Raw genomic sequence first — 714 nt, 5'->3', positions numbered from 1 at the left:
ACTGAGCGCGACAATCGTTTTCTTCATGTTGGTCACCTGTCGTTTTTTATCTTTATTTTTTGGAGGGAAAAGAGCCGGCAAGCGCGTGCTTGCCTTAATTTATATTTTCGATTCTTATTTTTATTCTCGAGAATAATCGTAGGCGCTGCTGCTTGTACTAACTATCAATAAATGGGACAGGAATTTTATATGACAGGCCATTAAATAAGGGTTGTGACAAGAATCTCGTTATGGCGCGAGAGAAAACGTTTGTAGCTGTCCGTCGCTTGTAAGCGCCTTGAGGGTGTTGTCGTCTGCCCATAGGGCAATGATGGCGCGAGAAGCGCCAAACCATTTCTTGCGTTTAGCCTTGAATCTTGAGGTCTCCTCACCTGTAGTAGTATCGAATACTTGAATGTAGCCCTGCTGGTTCGCTAAATAGACGCGCTTCTCGTCAACTGAGAAATGCGCACCGTTAAAGATCGTATAACGTTCTTGGATAGCGCTAAGCGTTGAGAAATCGCGGGTATTAATGATGAGGTGATCATTTCGCAATGACGAAATAAACGCTTTGTTCCCACTTGGTGAAAATGTGACATGGCGACTCATGTTTTCAAGGTTTTCGGTATGTAAGGCCTCGCCATTGAGTAAATCCCAAAATGTGGCGCTATAGTTGTCACTGCCAGTGAGTGCGAGGGTCGCATCCGCATTAATGGCGACACTGCGTACGGCTTC

The 714-nt window shown here is 45.1% G+C and carries 1 protein-coding gene; it reads right to left on the bottom strand.

The window, feature by feature from the left end:
* Positions 1 to 228 precede the first annotated feature (228 nt).
* The coding region (locus A3750_RS25655; protein ID WP_197474796.1) for a YncE family protein at positions 229 to 714 on the bottom strand (486 nt) is incomplete at its 5' end.

It is taken from the genome of Oleiphilus sp. HI0079 (genome assembly GCF_001635105.1).
This window is presented reverse-complemented; position numbering and strand designations above follow the sequence as displayed.